The sequence below is a fragment of the Streptomyces sp. NPDC059909 genome (genome assembly GCF_042730885.1).
Taxonomy (GTDB): Bacteria; Actinomycetota; Actinomycetes; order Streptomycetales; family Streptomycetaceae; genus Streptomyces.
Genome location: NZ_JBHWKX010000002.1, coordinates 213378 through 230808 on the forward strand (window position 1 = coordinate 213378; position 17431 = coordinate 230808).

Genomic DNA, 17431 nt, shown 5'->3' on the forward strand with positions numbered 1-17431 from the left:
AAACGGGAAACAGTCATGCACTCCATCCCGCAAATCCGTTCGGGATAACAAGAGCGTCACAGCCTCGGCAGACCAGTGCTGAATTCCCATTTACCCGCTTAGAGTCACGGCCAGTCACCGCGCCACCGGATTCCTTGTCAGTGAGGCTCCAGCGCTCGACTCGGCGCTCCAAAGGGAGACGCCGTGCCAGGTGAAAGGACCAGACAGTGCGTCAACGCTCGCTCATAGCCATAACCGCTGCACTTGCCGCGGGGGCACTCACCCTCACCGCCTGTGGCTCGCGCGACGACAATGGCGGAGGCTCCGCTGCCGGTGGCGACACCACCGTGGTCATCGGCGTCGACGCGCCCCTGACCGGCGACCTCTCTGCGCTCGGACTCGGCATCAAGAACTCGGTCGACCTCGCCGCCAAGCAGGCCAACGAGAAGAAGTACGTCAAGGGCGTCACCTTCAAGATCGAGGCCCTGGACGACCAGGCCCAGCCCTCGTCCGGCCAGCAGAACGCCACCAAGCTCGTCGCCGACAAGGACGTCATCGGCGTCGTCGGCCCGCTGAACTCCTCGGTGGCCGAGTCGATGCAGAAGGTCTTCGACGACGCCAAGCTCGTCCAGGTCTCCCCCGCCAACACCAACCCGGCCCTGACGCAGGGTCCGGCGTGGAACAGCGGCACCAAGAAGCGCGTCTACAACTCGTACTTCCGCACGGCCACCACGGACGCCATCCAGGGCCCGTTCGCCGCGCAGTACCTGTTCAACGACGCCAAGAAGAAGAAGGTCTTCGTCGTCGACGACAAGAAGACCTACGGCGCCGGCCTCGCGGCCACCTTCAAGGCCGAGTTCACCAAGCTGGGCGGCGCGGTCGCCGGCGAGGACCACGTGGACCCGGACACGAAGGACTTCTCCTCCGTCGTCACCAAGATCAAGGCCTCTGGTGCGGACGTCGTCTACTACGGCGGCGAGTACCCGGCGGCCGGCCCGCTGAGCAAGCAGATCAAGAAGGCCGGTGCCAAGATCCCGCTCGTCGGCGGCGACGGCATCTACAGCGCCGACTTCATCAAGCTCTCCGGCAAGGAGGGTGAGGGCGACCTCGCCACCTCCGTCGGCGCACCGGTCGAAACCCTCCCGTCCGCCAAGGAGTTCGTGGCGAACTACAAGGAGGCCGGTTACAAGGAGGCCTACGAGGCCTACGGCGGCTACTCCTACGACTCCGCCTGGGCGATCATCGAGGCCGTGAAGAAGATCGTCGACGACAACGGCGGCAAGCTGCCCGAGTCCAAGGACGCCCGCGCCAAGGTCCTCGACGCGATGAAGGGTGTCTCCTTCGACGGTGTGACCGGCAAGGTCTCCTTCGACGAGTTCGGCGACGCCACCAACAAGCAGCTCACCGTGTACGCGTACAAGGCCGGTGCCTGGGCCCCCGTCAAGTCCGGTACCTTCACGGGCTGAACCGGCTGATCAACAACCCGCAACACATTCTGGCCGCGCGGGGCGCTGCAAACTGGCGCCCCGCGCGGAGTCACATCCGGCGAAAGACTTCGGAGGACCTGCGGTGAACGAACTGCCGCAACAGCTGGTCAACGGCCTGCTACTCGGATCGATGTACGGGCTGGTCGCCATTGGCTACACGATGGTCTACGGCATCGTCCAGCTCATCAACTTCGCCCACGGCGAGATCTTCATGACCGGAGGGTTCGGAGCCCTCACGGTCTGGCTGATCCTCCCCAGCGGCACCACCATGTGGCTGGCCCTGCCACTCATGATCATCGGGGCGATCATCGTCGCCACCACCATCGCCGTCGGAGCCGAACGCTTCGCATACCGGCCACTGCGCGGAGGACCACGCCTCGCACCACTCATCACCGCGATCGGGCTCTCCCTCGCTCTCCAGCAGGCCGTATGGGCGTGGTACCCCGGTGCCAAGTCCTCCCGCACCTTCCCGGAAATCCCCGGCGGGCCATTCCACATCGGTGACATCACCATCCAGACCGGTGACATCTTCCTGCTGATCGCAGCCCCCATCTCGATGGCCTTCCTCGGCTACTTCGTGATGAAGACCCGCACCGGCCGCGGCATGCAGGCCACCGCGCAGGACCCCGACACCGCCAAGCTCATGGGCATCAACACCGACCGCATCATCGTGGTCGCCTTCGCCCTCGGCGCCGCGTTCGCCGCCATCGGAGCCGTCGCCTACGGCCTCAAGTACGGCGAAGTCCAGTTCCGCATGGGCTTCCTCCTCGGCCTCAAGGCCTTCACCGCGGCCGTCCTCGGTGGCATCGGCAACATCTACGGCGCCATGATCGGCGGACTCGTCCTCGGTGTCGCCGAGACCATGGCCGCCGCATACGTCAGCGAAATCCCCGGCATGCAGCAGCTCGGCGGCCAGTCCTGGGCCAACGCCTGGGCGTTCGTACTCCTCATCCTCGTGCTCCTCTTCCGGCCCCAGGGTCTCCTGGGTGAGCGCGTCGCGGACAGGGCGTGACCACCATGACCACACAGACCAGCACCGCGGACACCCCGCAGACCTCCGCCCCCGCCGCCACGAAGAACGGTGCCCTGCCCCCGCACATCGCCCGGGCCACCGCCACAGCCGGCGGTGTCCTCACCGTCATCTCCGCCTTCATGGCCTGGACCTGGACCGCCGCCTTCCCCGGCGACCTCACCGTCTACGGCTACCCCGGCGGCCTCCAGTGGCTCGTCCTCGTCGGCGGCGCCCTGACAGCGCTCTTCGGCCTCGCCTCGTACGGGGTCAAGGGACTCCGGTGGCTCGTACCGGCCGGCGCCGACCCGGCGATCAGGCTCTCCGCACTCGCCGCATTCGCCACCGCCTGGTACACCGTCATCGCCATCAGCGTCCAGCTCGGCGGCATCGTCAACCTGGAACCCGGCGGCTACGTCGCGGCTCTCGCCAGCCTCACCGCCCTCATCGGAGCGCGGTCTCTGCCCTACGAGCGTCCGAAGCTGGAGCCGGCCGACCCCGAGGACAGCACCTGGCAGCGGTTCCTGCACAACCGCAGGAACCGTATGACGACGATCAAGGCGGCCTACGCCTCGGGCACGCCCTCGCCGACTCCCAAGCTCCCGGGATACGCCGAGATCCTCATCATCACCGCGGTACTCGCACTCGGGCTGCTCGTCTTCACATACGGCATCACCACCGAGTACGACGAGCTCTTCGTCGGCTTCCTGATCACGGCGGGCTTCGGCTTCGGCGCGCTCTTCAAGTCCGGGCTCATCAGCCGCGCATCGGCGTTCACCGCGCGCCACCGCAACGTGACCATGACCGGCGCCTTCGTCGCCGCGGCCGCGTTCCCGCTCACGCAGTCCGACGACCAGTACGCGACCATCGGCGTGAACATCCTGATCTTCGCCACCGTCGCCCTGGGCCTCAACATCGTCGTCGGCCTCGCCGGCCTCCTCGACCTCGGCTACGTCGCCTTCCTCGGCGTCGGCGCGTACGCCGCGGCCATGGTCTCCGGCTCACCGTCCTCGCCCTTCGGCGTGCACCTCCCGTTCGGGTGGGCGATCCTCGTCGGCGCCACCGCTTCCATGGTCTTCGGCGTCCTCATCGGCGCACCGACCCTGCGGCTCCGCGGCGACTACCTCGCGATCGTCACCCTCGGCTTCGGTGAGATCTTCCGCATCACCGTGCTGAACCTCGACGGCACCTCCGGACCCGACATCACCAACGGCTCCAACGGCATCTCGTCGATCCCGAACCTCGACATCTTCGGCTTCGACTTCGGTGCCGAGCACATCCTCGGCGGCATCGCCATCGGCCGATTCGCCAACTACTTCTACCTGATGCTGCTCGTCACCCTCATCGTGGTCGTGGTCTTCCGCCGCAGCGCGGAATCCCGCATCGGCCGCGCCTGGATCGCCATCCGCGAGGACGAGACCGCCGCGGAAGCCATGGGCATCAACGGCTTCCGCGTCAAGCTCATCGCCTTCGCCCTCGGCGCCGCGCTCGCCGGCCTCGCCGGTGCCGTCCAGGCGCACGTGACATACACCGTGACCCCGGAGCAGTACCAGTTCGCCCACGTCGTACCTCCGAACTCGGCGTTCCTGCTCGCCGCCGTCGTCCTCGGCGGCATGGGGACCATCAGCGGCCCCCTCGTCGGCGGTGCCCTGCTCTTCCTCATCCCGGCGAAGCTGCAGTTCCTGAGTGACTACCAGCTCTTCGTCTTCGGTCTGGTGCTGGTCGTGCTGATGCGCGTCCGCCCCGAGGGCCTCATCCCCAACCGCCGCCGCCAGCTCGAGTTCCACGAGAACGAGGAAGCGCCCGCCACCCTCACCAAGGCAGGTGCCTGATCATGACGACCATCACTACGGCAACCGCCACGGCGACCGGCGAGGCGGTCCTCGACGCCCGCGGTGTGACGATGCGCTTCGGCGGCCTCACCGCCGTACGCAACGTCGACCTCACCGTCAACAGCGGCGAGATCGTCGGCCTCATCGGCCCCAACGGCGCCGGCAAGACCACCTTCTTCAACTGCCTCACCGGCCTCTACATCCCCACCGAGGGCGAGGTCCGGTACAAGGGCACGGTCCTGCCGCCCAAGTCCTTCAAGGTCACCGCGGCCGGCATCGCCCGGACGTTCCAGAACATCCGGCTCTTCAGCAACATGACGGTCCTCGAGAACGTCCTCGTCGGACGCCACACCCGCACCAAGGAAGGCCTCTGGTCCGCCCTGCTGCGCGGCCCCGGCTTCCACAAGGCCGAAGCCGCATCGCGCGAGCGCGCCATGGAACTACTCGAGTTCGTCGGCCTCGCCGCCAAGGCCGAGCACCTCGCCCGCAACCTCCCCTACGGCGAGCAGCGCAAGCTGGAGATCGCCCGCGCGCTCGCCAGCGAGCCGGGACTGCTGCTCCTCGACGAGCCCACCGCGGGCATGAACCCGCAGGAGACCCGGGCCACCGAGGAACTCGTCTTCGCCATCCGGGACCAGGGCATCGCCGTCCTCGTCATCGAGCACGACATGCGGTTCATCATGAACCTCTGCGACCGCGTCGCCGTCCTCGTCCAGGGCGAGAAGCTCATCGAGGGCGACAGCGCCACCGTCCAGAGCGACGAGCGCGTCATCGCCGCCTACCTCGGAGAGCCCTTCGACGGCGCCCCGGGCGAGGAAGAAGCGGCGGAGGTCGCGAAGGCGGAGGCGCACGCCACCGAGACCGAAGCCGACGCCGACTCGGCTCCGGCCAACGCTCCGGAAGCCTCGACCGACGGCGAAGGCGACAGCGACGCCGACGACAGCACCACCGCCCAGGCCTCCGGCTCTGGCAAGGAGAACGACTGATGACCGCACTGCTCGAAGTCGAGGACCTGCGCGTCGCCTACGGCAAGATCGAGGCCGTCAAGGGCATCTCTTTCAAGGTCGAGGCAGGCGAGGTCGTCACCCTCATCGGCACCAACGGCGCCGGCAAGACCACCACCCTGCGCACCCTCTCCGGGCTCCTCAAGCCCGTCGGCGGCCAGATCAAGTTCAACGGCAAGTCACTGCGCAAGGTCCCCGCCCACCAGATCGTCTCGCTCGGACTCGCCCACTCCCCCGAGGGGCGGCACATCTTCCCGCGCATGACGATCGAGGACAACCTGCTCCTCGGCGCCTTCCTCCGCAGCGACAAGGAAGGCATCGCCAAGGACGTCCAGCGCGCCTACGACCTCTTCCCCATCCTCGGGGAGCGGCGCAAGCAGGCGGCGGGCACCCTCTCCGGCGGTGAGCAGCAGATGCTCGCGATGGGCCGGGCCCTCATGTCCCAGCCCAAGCTGCTGATGCTGGACGAGCCGTCGATGGGCCTCTCCCCGATCATGATGCAGAAGATCATGGCGACCATCGCCGAGCTCAAGGCCCAGGGCACCACCATCCTGCTCGTCGAGCAGAACGCCCAGGCCGCGCTCTCGCTGGCCGACCACGGCCACGTCATGGAGATCGGCAAGATCGTCCTCACCGGCACCGGACAGGACCTGCTCCACGACGAGTCGGTCCGCAAGGCCTACCTCGGCGAGGACTGAGCCCACGGAAATACGAGGAGGCCCGCCCCCCGGCAGGGGGTGCGGGCCTCCTCGTATGCACGTAAGGCGCACGTACAGCTGGGGCTACTGCCCCTTCGCGGCCTTCTTCTCCTCGGCGTCCTCGATGACCGCCTCCGCGACCTGCTGCATCGACAGCCGGCGGTCCATCGACGTCTTCTGGATCCACCGGAACGCGGCGGGCTCCGTCAGCCCGTACTGCGTCTGCAGAATGCTCTTCGCGCGGTCCACCAGCTTCCGCGTCTCCAGCCGCTGAGCAAGGTCCGCGACCTCCGTCTCCAGCGCCTTCAGCTCCGCGAACCGCGACACCGCCATCTCGATGGCCGGCACCACATCGCTCTTGCTGAACGGCTTCACGAGATACGCCATCGCCCCGGCGTCCCGGGCCCGCTCGACGAGATCGCGCTGCGAGAACGCGGTCAGCATCAGGACCGGCGCGATCGACTCCTCGGCGATCTTCTCCGCGGCGGAGATCCCGTCCAGGATGGGCATCTTCACATCGAGGATCACCAGATCCGGCCGGTGCTCCCGGGCGAGCTCGACGGCCTTCTGCCCGTCACCCGCCTCGCCGACGACCTGGTAGCCCTCTTCCTCGAGCATCTCTTTGAGGTCGAGGCGGATCAGCGCCTCGTCCTCGGCGATGACGACACGGGTCGTCAGCGGCGGGACGTGCGACGTGTTGTTGTCGTCGGCGGCGGGCTGGGGCGACTCGGGCTCGGGGGCGGTCACGGTACTCCTTGGTACGGGGCGGGGTACTGCTTCCCCTGAGCCTACCTAGTGGGCCTGGTCAACGCGCACACGGTATGCTGCACGCGGTAATCCGGCCGGGTTGGCGCAACTGGCTGACGCGGAGGTCTCAAACACCTCTGTCCGAAAGGACGTGTGGGTTCGAATCCCATACCCGGCACACCGATCGAAAGCGGATGTCCACGTTCTCGTGAACATCCGCTTTTTGCCACCCTGCGGCACGATCAGTTGCCCAGAGTGGTCGTATGAACTTCCACGGCACTGATGTACGACAGAGGGCTCTGTCACTGCTGCGGGGCGGGGCAAGGAACGCGGACGTTGCTCGCCGGCCCCAGGTACCCATCGGCACCGTCGGCTATTGGAAACACAAGGATCGAGCGCAGCGCGGCGAGTGCCCAGGCAGGCACGATCCCGAGTGCCCCCGGTGCGACGGGCGAGACCTGGACGAGCCCGCATACGCCTATCTGCTCGGCCTGTATCTCGGCGACGGGCACATCATCCAGTACTCGGGGCACCGCGTACCCAACCTCGTGATCACCTGCGCCGAGGACTGGCCCGGCCTCATGGACGAGTGTGAGACGGCGATGCAGGACGTCTTTCCCGACAACTCGGTCTGCCGGGTCCGCAGGACGGGCTGCCGCAACGTAAAGGTGTACTCCAACCACCTCTGGTGCATGTTCCCGCAACACGGGCCTGGCAAGAAGCACGAGCGCAAGATCGCGCTCGAGCCCTGGCAGCAGGAGATCGTGGACGCCCATCCGTGGGAGTTCATCCGAGGCCTCATCCATTCCGACGGATGCCGGATCACCAACTGGACCACCAGAGTGGTCGGCGGCGAGCGCAAGCGCTACGAGTACCCGCGGTACTTCTTCTCCAACAAGTCGGACGACATCCGGGGGCTCCTCACCGACGCCCTGGACAAGGTCGGCGTCCGGTGGACAACGCTGGCCCGCGGAAGCGACCCCTTCAACATCTCCGTCGCCCGCAAGGAATCCGTCGCCCTCATGGACGCCCACGTCGGCCCCAAGTACTGACCCCCCTACTTCGGGCTGTCGTCCTCGCCGATGTGGTGCACCCGCACCAGGTTCGTCGAGCCCGGGACGCCGGGCGGGGAGCCGGCCGTGATGACCACGGTGTCGCCCTTCTCGCAGCGCCCGATCTTCAGGAGCATCTCGTCGACCTGGGCGACCATCGCGTCCGTGGAGTCGACGTGCGGGCCGAGGAAGGTCTCCACGCCCCAGGTGAGGGTGAGCTGGGAGCGGGTGGCCGGGTCGGGGGTGAAGGCCAGGAGGGGGATCGGGGAGCGGTAGCGGGAGAGGCGGCGGACGGTGTCGCCGGACTGGGTGAAGGCGACCAGGAATTTCGCGCCGAGGAAGTCGCCCATTTCGGCGGCTGCGCGGGCGACGGCTCCGCCCTGGGTGCGGGGCTTGTTGCGTTCGGTCAGGGGCGGGAGGCCCTTGGTGAGGATGTCCTCCTCGGCGGCTTCGACGATGCGGGCCATGGTCTTGACCGTTTCGACGGGGTACTTGCCGACGCTGGTCTCGCCGGAGAGCATCACGGCGTCGGTGCCGTCGATGACGGCGTTGGCGACGTCGGAGGCCTCGGCGCGGGTGGGCCGGGAGTTGTCGATCATCGAGTCGAGCATCTGGGTGGCGACGATGACCGGTTTGGCGTTGCGCTTGGCGAGTTTGATCGCGCGCTTCTGGACGATCGGGACCTGCTCCAGGGGCATTTCGACGCCGAGGTCGCCGCGGGCGACCATGATGCCGTCGAAGGCGGCGACGATGTCGTCGATGTTGTCGACGGCCTGCGGTTTTTCGACTTTCGCGATGACGGGGAGGCGGCGGCCTTCTTCGTCCATGATGCGGTGGACGTCTTCGATGTCGCGTCCGCTGCGGACGAAGGAGAGGGCGATGACGTCGGCGCCGATTCTGATCGCCCAGCGGAGGTCGTCGACGTCCTTTTCGGAGAGCGCCGGGACGGAGACGGCGACGCCGGGGAGGTTGAGGCCCTTGTGGTCGGAGATGACGCCGCCTTCGACGACGGTGGTGCGGACGCGGGGTCCGTCGACGGCGGTGACTTCGAGGGCGACGCGGCCGTCGTCGACGAGGATGCGCTCTCCGGTGGTGACGTCGGCGGCGAGGCCGGAGTAGGTGGTTCCGCAGGTGTGGCGGTCGCCTTCGACGGGTTCGACGGTGATGGTGAACTCGTCGCCGCGTTCAAGCAGTACGGGGCCTTCGCGGAAGCGTCCGAGGCGGATCTTCGGGCCTTGAAGGTCGGCGAGGACGCCGACGCTGCGGCCGATCTCGTCGGATGCCTTGCGGACGCGCTGGTAGCGCTCCTCGTGCTCGGCGTAGGTGCCGTGGCTGAGATTGAAGCGGGCAACGTCCATTCCGGCTTCGACCAGTGCCTTGATCTGGTCGTATGCCTCGGTGGCGGGACCCAGTGTGCAGACGATTTTTGCTCGGCGCATGATGCGAGCCTATGGCTTACCGGCGGGTAGAGAATCGGCTGCACATGACTACTCAACAACCTTTATGTGAAGGGTTATTGACAAGTATTGAATTGTGCATGGGGGCGCTCTTTTGAGCAATTGAACACCCCCGGACAGCGGTGGCAGTGGTGTTCCCCGCGTGTCAGAGCTGCGGCGGCGTCATCGTGAAGCGCGCATTCACCTGGGCGTAGACGGTCTGGCGCTGGGGTTCGAGGTCGAGGGCGGGGGCGGCCTCGGTGGCGGCGCCGGCGAAGGCGGCCGCGCGCATGGCGCCGGGGGCCTGGGGCATGCCGTACGCCATGGGGGCTTCGGCGCCGAGGTCGGCGAGCTCGACGAGGGCGGCGAGGCGGGCGCCGAGGGCCTCGGCGTATTCGCGGGCGCGCTGGACGGCTTCGTGGACGGCCTGGCGGCGGGCCTCGCCGTGGGCCGGGGAGTCGGGGCGCAGGGACCACCAGGGGCCGTCGACGCGGGTGAGTTCGAGGTCGGCGATGCGGGTGGTGAGCTCGCCGAGTGCGGTGAAGTCGCCGAGCACCGCGGTGATGTGGACGCGGCCGTGGTAGGCGCGGACGCGTTCGCCGCGCCCGTGCTGGGTCAGCTCGGGGCTGATGGAGAAGGCGCCCGTCTCCAGCTTCTCGACCGCGTCACCGTAGGACTTGATCAGGTCGAGCACCTGGCCGTTGCGGCGGGTCAGGTCCTCAAGGGCGGCCCGGCGGTCCTTGCCGCGTGCGCTGACCATGACGCCGATCCTGGCGATCTCCGGGTCGACCTCGAGCCGTGCTTCGCCGCGGACCGCGACGCGCGGCGTCTCGGGCGTTCCGTAGGGTGCGGGTGCTGCGGTGTCGCTGCTCACGGTGCGCTCCCTCGTCGTTGTCCTCGAATCACTTTCGCATGTGGCCGTGCTGCGCCAGAATCTACGCGCGTTGTGTCATTGGACGAGGGAGATCACATGCCGCTGAATCGCAGGACGTTCCTTGGCCGTTCGGCCGCCGCGGGGGCCGGGATGGCCGTCGCGGGGAGCGTCGCCGGGCCCGCCGAGGCACATGGTCACGGAGGGCAATCCAAGCGGTACTCGTTCACGGTGATGGGGACGACGGATCTGCACGGCAACGTCTTCAACTGGGACTACTTCACGGACAAGGAGTTCGACGACAAGAACCGCAACGATGTGGGCCTGGCCAAGATCTCGACCCTGGTCGACCAGGTGAGGAAGGAGAAGGGGCGGCGCAACACCCTTCTCATCGACGCCGGTGACACCATTCAGGGCACCCAGCTGTCGTACTACTACGCCAAGGTCGACCCGATCACCGCCCGCAGCGGCCCGGTCCACCCGATGGCCCAGGCGATGAACGCGATCGGCTACGACGCCGCGGCGCTGGGCAATCATGAGTTCAACTACGGCATCCCGGTGCTGCGGAAGTTCGAGGAGCAGTGCGACTTCCCGCTGCTCGGTGCGAACGCCCTGGACGCCACGACCTTGCGCCCGGCGTTCCCGCCGTACAGCATGCACCGCCTCTGTACCCCGCACGGCCGGGATGTGCGGGTCGCGGTTCTCGGGCTCACGAACCCGGGCATCGCGATCTGGGACAAGGCCAATGTCAGCGGGAAGATGGTGTTCCCCGGCCTGGAGGAGCAGGCGGCGAAGTGGGTGCCGAAGCTGCGGTCGATGGGTGCGGACGTCGTCGTCGTGTCGGCGCATTCGGGGTCGAGCGGGACGTCCTCGTACGGTGATCAGCTCCCGTACATCGAGAACGCCGCCGCTCTCGTCGCCGAGCAGGTGCCGGGCATCGACGCGATTCTCGTCGGGCACGCGCACACGGAGATCGTCGAGTACTTCGTCACGAACAAGGAGACCGGCAAGCAGGTCGTGCTGTCGGAGCCGCTGAAGTGGGGTCAGCGGCTGACCCTCTTCGACTTCGACCTGGTGTGGGAGAAGGGCCGCTGGACGGTCGAGAAGGTGGGCGCGAAGGTCCTGAACTCCAACACCGTGGCCGAGGATCCGAAGATCGCCGGGCTTCTGGGTGACGAGCACAAGAAGGTCGTCGCGTACGTCAACCAGGTCATCGGTACCTCCACCGCCGCGATGGCGACGGCCGATGCGCCGTGGAAGGACGAGCCGATCATCGACCTGATCAACCATGTCCAGGCGGTGACGGTGAAGGCGGCGCTGGCCGGCGGTCCTCACGCGGCGCTGCCGGTCCTGTCGCAGGCGTCGTGTTTCTCCCGTACGGCGGCGATTCCGGCCGGGCAGGTCACGATCAAGGACGCGGCGGGGCTGTATCCGTTCGAGAACACGCTGGAGGCGCGACTGCTGACCGGTGCGCAGCTGAAGGACTATCTGGAGTATTCGGCGCGGTACTACGTGCAGACTCCGGCGGGGGCGCCGGTGGACACGGCGAAGCTGACGAACGCCGACGGCATCCCGGACTACAACTACGACGCCGTGTCCGGACTGACGTACGAGATCGACATAGCCAAGCCGGCCGGGTCGAGGATCGTGAATCTGTCGTTCGAGGGCGCGCCGCTGGATCCTGCGGCGCAGTTCGTGCTGGCGGTGAACAACTACCGGGCCAGTGGCGGCGGGGCGTTTCCGCATGTCGCCAGGGCCCAGCAGCTGTGGGCGAATTCGGACGAGATCCGTAACACGATCATCCAGTGGGTGCAGGCGCAGGGGACGGTGGATCCGGCCGCGTTCGCGTCGGTGGGCTGGCAGCTGACCCGGGACGGGGTCCCGGTCTTCCAGCGGGTCCCCGGGGCCGGTTTCTAGCGCCGGTCCTCCAGGGGAGTGAGCGGGGGCGCCTGGCCGGGAATGCCGGGCGCCTCTCGCCGTTCCAGGCCGAAGCTGGTGAAGGCGGTGCGGCGCGGGAGCGGGTAGTGCTCCTTGCCGGTGAGCGAGTTCAGGATGGTCGCGCTGCGCCAGGCGGCGAGGCCGAGGTCGGGTGCGCCGACTCCGTGGGTGTGCCGTTCCGCGTTCTGGACGTACACCGAGCCGGTGACGGACGGGTCGATGACGAGGCGGAACTGGTCGTCGATGCGCGGGCGTTCGGAGGAGTCGCGGCGCACGTAGGGGTCGAGGCCGGCGAGGATCCGGTCGAGGGGGCGCTCGCGGTAGCCGGTGGCGAGGACGACGGCGTCGGTGGTGAGGCGGGAGCGGGTGCCCTGCTGGAGGTGCTCCAGGTGGAGCTCGACCTTGGTGGTGGCGACGCGGCCTGCGGTGCGGACCTGGACGCCGGGGGTGAGGACGGCGTCGGGCCAGCCGCCGTGGAGGGTGCGGCGGTAGAGCTCGTCGTGGATGGCGGCGATGGTGTCGGCGTCGATGCCCTTGTGGAGCTGCCACTGCTGGGGGACGAGTCCGTCGCGTACGGATTCGGGCAGGGCGTGGAAGTAGCGGGTGTAGTCGGGGGTGAAGTGTTCGAGGCCGAGCTTCGAGTACTCCATGGGGGCGAAGGCTTCGGTGCGGGCGAGCCAGTGGATCTTCTCGGCGCCGGCGGGGCGTGCGCGCAGCAGGTCGAGGAAGACCTCGGCGCCGGACTGTCCTGACCCGATGACGGTGATGTGGTCGGCGGCGAGGATCTGCCCGCGGTGCTCGAGGTAGTCGGCCGAGTGGACCACGGGGACGCCGGGAGCCTCGACGAGGGGTTTCAGCGGGTCGGGGACGAACGGCTCGGTGCCGATGCCGAGGGCGATGTTGCGGGCGTAGGCGCGGCCGAGTGATTCCGCTCCCCCGTGGGTGTCGAGCTGGGTGAAGTCGACTTCGAAGAGGGATCGTTCGGGGTTCCAGCGGACGGCGTCGACCTGGTGGCCGAAGTGGAGTCCGGGGAGCCGGCCGCTGACCCAGCGGCAGTACGCGTCGTACTCGGCGCGCTGGATGTGGAACTTCTCGGCGAAGTAGAAGGGGAAGAGCCGGTCGCGGGCCTTGAGGTAGTTGAGGAACGACCAGGGGCTGGTGGGGTCGGCGAGGGTCACCAGGTCGGCGAGGAACGGCACCTGGAGGGTCGTGCCGTCGATGAGCAGGCCGGGGTGCCAGTGGAAGGCGGGGCGCTGCTCGTAGAAGGTGGCGGCGAGGCCTCCTGCCCCTTCTCCGTATTGCAGCCCGTGGGCGAGGGCGGCGAGGGAGAGGTTGAACGGCCCGATGCCGATGCCCACCAGGTCGTGGGGCTGGTCGACGTGCTGGGCGCCAGGGGCGGGCGTGCCGGTCATCGGGGGGTGCTGCCTTCCACGAGTGCGATGAGGGTTTCGAGGTCGCCGGGGGTGGCGTGGGGGTTGAGCAGGGTGGCTTTGAGCCAGAGCCGGCCGTCGGCGTGGGCGCGGCCGAGTACGGCGCGGCCCTGGTGCAGCAGGGTGCGGCGGATGTCCGCGACGGCCTGGTCGCTCGCGCCGCGCGGGCGGAAGAGGACGGTGGAGAGGACGGGCCGGTCGTGGAGCTCCAGGGCCGGGTGCTTGTCGATGAGGCCGGCGAGGTCGTGCGCGGCGGCGATGGTGCGGTCGACGAGAGCGGCGAGGCCGCTGCGGCCGAGGGCGCGGAGGGTGACGGCGATCTTGAGGATGTCGGGGCGCCGGGTGGTGCGGAGCGAGCGGCCGAGCAGGTCCGGGATTCCGGCTTCGGTGTCGTCGTCGGGGTTCAGATAGTCGGCGGTGTGCGCGAGGGGGGCGAGCAGGGCGCTGTCGGGGACGGCGAGGAGGCCTGCGGCGACCGGTTGCCAGCCGATTTTGTGCAGGTCGAGGGTGACGGACTGGGCGCGGTCGAGGCCGCGCAGCAGGTCGCGGTGGCGGCTGCTGAGGAGCAGGGGCCCGCCGTAGGCGGCGTCGACGTGGAGTTCGGCGCCGTGTCGCGCGCAGAGGCCGGCGATGTCCTGGAGCGGGTCGATGCGGCCGGTGTCGGTGGTGCCGGCGGTGGCGGTGACGAGTACGGGGCCGTGCAGGCGGGTGAGTGCGTCGTCGAGGCCCGCGAGGTCGGTGGTGCCGCCGGGGGCGGGGACGGTGACGGGCTTGGGCAGGCCGAGGAGCCAGGCGGCGCGGGTGATCGAGTGGTGGGTGTGGGCGCCGCAGACGGCCTGGACGGTGCCGTGGCGTTCGCGGGCGAGGAGGAGGGCGAGCTGGTTGGCCTCGGTGCCGCCGGTGGTGACGAGCGCGTCGGGGTGCGGGCCGCGGGGGTACACCTCGGTGGCGAGGGCGCGGGTGACCTCGGCTTCCAGGGCGGATGCGGAGGGCGCCTGGTCCCAGGAGTCCAGGGAGGGGTTGAGCGCGGACGCGGCGAGGTCGGCCGCGACAGCGAGGGCGAGCGGCGGGGTGTGCAGATGGGCGGCGCACCGGGGGTCGGCGGGGTCGGCCGCTCCGTAGGCCAGGGCCTGGACGAGGGTGCGGAGTGCTTCCTCGGCGCCGCGGCCGTCGGTGGGGATGACCGGCGTGACGGTTTCCCACATGGCTCTGCCGAGTTCGTCGGGTCCGCCCGGGGGCAGTGGCCCGCCGCGGGCCACTGCCCCTTCCTTGAGCGCGTCGAGGACGACGGCGAGCAGGGGCCGCAGGGCGTCGGGCCCTGCGGCCCCTCCGGCGAGGGGCGGGACGGTCATGCCCCCAGCCTGGCGTCGGCGGGGGCGGTGTGCCCTCGGACCGGGGTGATCTCAACCCGAAAGGGGTACTGCCTCCCGGATCGCCAGCGCGCGGCGCAGGTCGTCGAGTTGGTCGACGAGCTTGCGGCGCAGGGCCGGGATCATGTCGGTGTCGCGGAGGCAGTTCTCGCCGAGGCGGAGGGCCTCGGTGTCCACGGCGTGGACGGGGAAGGCGTAGCGTCCGGCGGCTTCGGCGATGGCGGGGCCGCGGCGGGCGGCGACGGTGACGGCGGCCGGGTAGAAGCGGGGGACGTACTCCCTGACGAGCTCGGCCTGTTCGGGCTGCCAGAAGCCCTGGGCGGTGGCGGTGAACAGGTAGTTGGAGAGGTCGTCGGAGTCGAACAGCCGGGCCCAGGCGGCCGACTTGGCCTCGGGGGTGGGGAGGGCGGCGCGGCAGCGGGCGGCGCCTTCCTGGCCGGTGGCGCTGGGGTCGCGGTCGAGTTCGGCCGAGATCTCGGTCTCGTCGGTGGCGCCGAGTACGGCGAGCCTGGCAAGGATGCGCCAGCGCAGTTCGGGGTCGAGCTCGGGTCCGCCGGAGACGCTTCCGCTGCCGAGCCAGTCCTGGAGCGTGGTCGGCTGGGCGGCGACGTCGATGAAGTGGCGTACGGCGGTGAGCCGCAGCCCGGGACTCCGGCCGTCCTCGGTGCGGCGGATGAGGTCGCGGGTGAGGCCGGTGAGCAGGGCGAGGGCGGCGGGGCGGGCCTCGGGGGTGAGGTAGCGGTCGGCGATGTGGGTGGCGGCGAAGCCGAGGACGCCCTGGACGATGGCGAGGTCGGCCTCGTGCGGGAGGTGGGCGCGGGCGGTCTCCAGGTAGGTGACGGGCTCGAGTTCCCCGTCCCGGACCATGTCGCGCAGGCCGTTCCACAGGACGGCCCGGGTGAGGGGGTCGGGGACGCCGGAGAGGCTGCGCAGCGCCGGCTCCTGGGACGCCTCGTCGAGGCGGACCTTGGCGTAGGTGAGGTCGCCGTCGTTGAGGACGACGAGGTCGGGGCGGCGGCCGGGGCGTGCCGTCACGGGCTCGCTCTGCGGGACGTCGGTCTCGAACCGCTCGCGCAGGACGAGGCCGCGTCCGTCGACGGGGTCGCGGTCGTAGGCGCCGACGGCGATGCGGTGCGGGCGGCCGCCGTCCTGGGTGATGTCGAGCCGCCAGGTGCCGTCGGACTCGGCCACGGTGGGGGTGAGGGTGTCGACGCCGGTGGTGCGCAGCCAGGAGTCGGCCCAGCGGTGCACGTCGCGGTCGGTGGCCTCGGCGAGGGAGTCGATGAAGTCGGCGAGGGTGGCGTTGCCGAAGCGGTGGCGGGCGAAGTGGAGGTTGATTCCGGTGAGGAAGTCCTTCTCGCCGAGCCAGGTGACGAGCTGGCGCAGGGCGGAGGCGCCCTTGGCGTAGGAGATGCCGTCGAAGTTGAGCATCGCGGAGGCGGTGTCGGGGACGGCGGCCGGGTCGGGGGCGACGGGGTGCGTGGAGGGGCGCTGGTCGGCGTCGTAGCCCCAGGCCTTGCGCACGATCCCGAAGTCGGTCCAGGTGTCGGTGAAGCGGGTCGCCTCGGTGAGGGTCTGGTAGCCCATGTACTCGGCGAAGGACTCGTTCAGCCAGATGTCGTCCCACCAGCGCAGCGTGACGAGGTCGCCGAACCACATGTGGGCCATCTCGTGGGCGATGACCATGGCGCGGGTCTGGCGCTCGGTGTCGGTGACGGCGGAGCGGTAGACGAACTCGTCGCGGAAGGTGACCAGGCCGGGGTTCTCCATCGCGCCGGCGTTGAACTCGGGGACGAAGGCCTGGTCGTAGGAGTCGAAGGGGTACGGCTCCTCGAACTTCTCGTGGTAGCGGTCGTAGCAGGCGCGTGTGATGTCGAGGATCTCCTCGGCGTCGGCGTCCAGGTACGGGGCGAGCGACCGGCGGCAGTGGATGGCGAAGGGCAGCCCGGCGTGCTCGGTGCGCACCGAGTGCCAGGGGCCGGCGGCCACGGCGACGAGGTAGGTGGAGATCAGCGGTGTGGGGGCCGCGGTCCAGCGGCCCTGCCCCTGGTGCGTCGTGATGCCGTTGGCGAGGACCGTCCAGTCCTCGGGGGCGGTGATGGTGAGTTCGAAGACGGACTTGAGGTCGGGCTGGTCGAAGGCGGCGAAGACGCGCTGGACGTCCTCCATGAAGAGCTGGGTGTACAGATAGGTTTCGCCGTCGGTCGGGTCGGTGAAGCGGTGCATGCCTTCGCCGGTGCGGGAGTAGCGCATGGCGGCGTCTATGTGCAGTTCGTGCTCGCCCGCCGTGAGCCCCTTCAGGGGGAGGCGGTTCCCGTCGAGCGCCTCGGGGTCGACGGGCTGTCCGTCGAGGGTGACGGAGCGCAGGGTGGCGGGCTTGAGCTCGACGAAGGTGTCTCCGGCCGCCCGGGCCGTGAACCGGATCACGGTTCGTGAGTCGAAGGTTTCGTCCCCGGTGGTCAGATCGAGGTCGATCGTGTAGCGGTGGACGTCGAGGAGCTGGGCTCGGGTCTGCGCTTCGTCGCGCGTCAGTACGGACATGGGTGTCATGCTGCCCGATGGGTGCGGGCTCGCACAC

13 protein-coding genes and 1 tRNA gene are annotated in these 17431 nt (G+C 69.1%); 8 read left to right on the forward strand and 6 right to left on the reverse strand.

All coding sequences use genetic code 11. The features are described 5' to 3' along the window. The first annotated feature begins 206 nt into the window (after window positions 1-206). From ACFV9O_RS03010 to ACFV9O_RS03030, 5 genes are all read left to right on the forward strand, one after another. Complete coding sequence (locus ACFV9O_RS03010; protein ID WP_385411444.1) at window positions 207-1445, forward strand: branched-chain amino acid ABC transporter substrate-binding protein; 1239 nt, start codon at window positions 207-209, stop codon at window positions 1443-1445. 103 nt (window positions 1446-1548) lie between these two features. Continuing rightward, window positions 1549-2478, forward strand: coding sequence for a branched-chain amino acid ABC transporter permease (locus ACFV9O_RS03015; RefSeq protein WP_385411445.1), 930 nt, complete (start codon window positions 1549-1551; stop codon window positions 2476-2478). 5 nt (window positions 2479-2483) lie between these two features. Further along, window positions 2484-4307 (forward strand): branched-chain amino acid ABC transporter permease, encoded by a 1824-nt coding sequence (locus tag ACFV9O_RS03020; RefSeq protein ID WP_385411448.1) that lies wholly within the window; start codon window positions 2484-2486, stop codon window positions 4305-4307. A 2-nt stretch (window positions 4308-4309) separates the two neighbouring features. Next, the gene (locus ACFV9O_RS03025; RefSeq protein WP_385411450.1) at window positions 4310-5293 is read left to right on the forward strand and encodes an ABC transporter ATP-binding protein; all 984 of its coding nucleotides are present in this window, start codon (window positions 4310-4312) and stop codon (window positions 5291-5293) included. Continuing rightward, window positions 5293-6009 (forward strand): ABC transporter ATP-binding protein, encoded by a 717-nt coding sequence (locus ACFV9O_RS03030; protein WP_385411452.1) that lies wholly within the window; start codon window positions 5293-5295, stop codon window positions 6007-6009. The genes ACFV9O_RS03025 and ACFV9O_RS03030 overlap by 1 nt, the downstream gene beginning before the upstream one ends. A gap of 84 nt (window positions 6010-6093) precedes the next feature. Here ACFV9O_RS03030 and ACFV9O_RS03035 read toward each other — a convergent pair whose 3' ends face one another. Beyond that, window positions 6094-6756: an ANTAR domain-containing response regulator gene (locus ACFV9O_RS03035; protein WP_385411455.1), complete on the reverse strand. Its 663-nt coding sequence runs from the start codon at window positions 6754-6756 to the stop codon at window positions 6094-6096. Window positions 6757-6850: 94 nt separating this feature from the next. On the opposite strand from ACFV9O_RS03035, the gene ACFV9O_RS03040 reads away from it, so the two are divergent. Together ACFV9O_RS03040 and ACFV9O_RS03045 are read left to right on the forward strand one after the other, a co-directional pair. Beyond that, window positions 6851-6934, forward strand: a tRNA-Leu gene (locus tag ACFV9O_RS03040). A gap of 85 nt (window positions 6935-7019) precedes the next feature. After that, complete coding sequence (locus tag ACFV9O_RS03045) at window positions 7020-7808, forward strand: helix-turn-helix domain-containing protein (protein WP_385411457.1); 789 nt, start codon at window positions 7020-7022, stop codon at window positions 7806-7808. Between the two features lie 5 nt (window positions 7809-7813). Here the strand turns inward: ACFV9O_RS03045 and pyk are convergent, their stop codons facing one another. After that, window positions 7814-9247: a pyruvate kinase gene (gene pyk, locus ACFV9O_RS03050; protein WP_385411458.1), complete on the reverse strand. Its 1434-nt coding sequence runs from the start codon at window positions 9245-9247 to the stop codon at window positions 7814-7816. Window positions 9248-9410: 163 nt separating this feature from the next. Beyond that, on the reverse strand, window positions 9411-10118 hold the full coding sequence (locus tag ACFV9O_RS03055; protein WP_385411460.1) for an SIMPL domain-containing protein: 708 nt from the start codon (window positions 10116-10118) through the stop codon (window positions 9411-9413). 96 nt (window positions 10119-10214) lie between these two features. On the opposite strand from ACFV9O_RS03055, the gene ACFV9O_RS03060 reads away from it, so the two are divergent. After that, window positions 10215-12032 carry a bifunctional metallophosphatase/5'-nucleotidase gene (locus tag ACFV9O_RS03060; RefSeq protein WP_385411463.1) on the forward strand — a complete coding sequence of 606 codons (1818 nt, stop codon included), beginning with the start codon at window positions 10215-10217 and terminating at the stop codon, window positions 12030-12032. On the opposite strand, the gene ACFV9O_RS03065 is transcribed toward ACFV9O_RS03060, so the two are convergent. From ACFV9O_RS03065 to pepN, 3 genes are read right to left on the reverse strand one after another with little or no spacing between them, the layout of a single operon-like run. Further along, complete coding sequence (locus ACFV9O_RS03065; RefSeq protein ID WP_385411466.1) at window positions 12029-13465, reverse strand: lysine N(6)-hydroxylase/L-ornithine N(5)-oxygenase family protein; 1437 nt, start codon at window positions 13463-13465, stop codon at window positions 12029-12031. The two genes, ACFV9O_RS03060 and ACFV9O_RS03065, sit on opposite strands and share 4 nt — an antisense overlap. Then, window positions 13462-14835, reverse strand: a complete 1374-nt coding sequence (locus ACFV9O_RS03070; protein WP_385411469.1) for a pyridoxal phosphate-dependent decarboxylase family protein — start codon at window positions 14833-14835, stop codon at window positions 13462-13464. The genes ACFV9O_RS03065 and ACFV9O_RS03070 overlap by 4 nt, the downstream gene beginning before the upstream one ends. Window positions 14836-14886: 51 nt before the next feature. Continuing rightward, entirely contained in the window at window positions 14887-17403 is a 2517-nt protein-coding gene (gene pepN / locus ACFV9O_RS03075; protein WP_385411471.1) for an aminopeptidase N, read from the reverse strand. Between the last annotated feature and the right edge of the window lie 28 nt (window positions 17404-17431).